Source organism: Vibrio sp. Vb0667, assembly GCF_033391095.1.
The window spans coordinates 1-1,450 of sequence record NZ_JAWPOL010000167.1 but is presented as its reverse complement, the minus strand read 5'-3'; the positions used below and the strand labels follow the sequence as shown (position 1 = coordinate 1,450).

At 49.7% G+C, this 1,450-nt stretch carries 1 protein-coding gene and 1 pseudogene; both read right to left on the bottom strand.

The genetic code is table 11. The features are described from left to right. Positions 1 to 1,146 (bottom strand): MATE family efflux transporter (locus tag R8269_RS24315; protein ID WP_318222787.1); only part of this gene is annotated, 1,146 nt, incomplete at its 3' end. Between the two features lie 55 nt (positions 1,147 to 1,201). Then, positions 1,202 to 1,450, bottom strand: a pseudogene (locus tag R8269_RS24310) (class I SAM-dependent methyltransferase); the annotation flags it as partial.

Here is a 1,450-nt window from a genome sequence, read left to right as displayed (position 1 = left end):
AAAAATGCCATCGAATAAGAAACACCACATGGATGTCAACGGCATCACCACCAGCCAAGGTAGATAGATCGCTGCTTGCTGCTGCACAATCGCAATAGAAGTGATCATGGCGATCAAATTCGATCCCGCTAAGCCAAATACCACAGTAAGCCCTAAGCAGATGATCAGACTCCAAAAGAATGTCCCGATCAGAGAATCACTAAGCTGAGCTCGGTCTTTCGCGCCAATCGCTTTCCCCACCATCGCTTCCATCGCGTAGGCAAAACCATCCATGCCGTAGGAAATCATCATCAAGAAGCTCATCAACACAGCGTTTGCCGCGACAACATCATCACCAAAGCTCGCGCCCTGAAACGTCATAAAGCTAAACGCAGCTTGCAAACATAATGAACGAAGAAAGATATCGCGATTGAGTTTCACAAATCGCCCTAGCCCATGCTGAGTGTCAGCAAGTAATTGCTTGGGTGACGGCAACTGACGTGCTTGCCATGTCTTCCACACGCAGACCAAACCAAACGCCATGCCTGAGTAATCAGCAATCACGGATGCAAGCGCAGCACCTTCAACTTTCCAACCTAAGCCCATCACAAATAACAAATCGAGAGCGATGTTGGTGACATTGGTGATGATCACCATCCACATAGGCGCTTTGGAGTTTTGCGTGCCGAGCAACCAGCCCAACAACACAAAATTCATCAGTGCCGCCGGCGCACTCCACACTCGGATAGAGAAATATTGCATGCCGTAGTGCTTCACTTCAGCACTGGCATCACTCCAGCCAAAAATCAGATCAGCAAGTGGGTTATGGGCTATGAGGAACACCAAAGCAAACAGCAAAGCCATGAATGAGCCCTGTATGAACACCAATGCGAGCTGTTTTTTGTCTTCACCACCGTAAGACTGCGCCGCTAGGCCAGTCGTCGACATGCGTAAGAAGCCAAGCAGCCAGAACGTTACGCTGATCATAGTGCTGCCCAACGCAACGCCGCCCAAATACCACGCGTGCTCTAGGTGCCCAATCACCGCCGCATCGACTAAGCCTAATAGTGGAACGGTAATATTCGACAACACCATCGGGATCGCGAGCGCTAACACCTGACGATGCACTTGAGGATTCGATAAAGGAGAGAAAATAGAGTTTGTCACAGGCACCTCGTTGTTTAGATCGACGAGTGTACCTGAGTGCTTAATGACTAGCCAATTACCACTTGATGTGAACAAGCACTGGCGTGAGACGGTGCTTTAGCATTGGAATTTTATTGAGCCAGCGTTGCCAAGCTTTCCATCGTGAACAGAATCGGTCGAATGGCGAGAACGCTTTCACCCATTGTGCCCACGGCAGCCATCTCAGAACTTGTTCCGCCGGTGCCTCAAATCCATGGGCATAGTAATCCGAACCAAGCTTTTGCCCCCACTTGCTTTCTGTTAAGTCTCCAGCGAGTACCATACA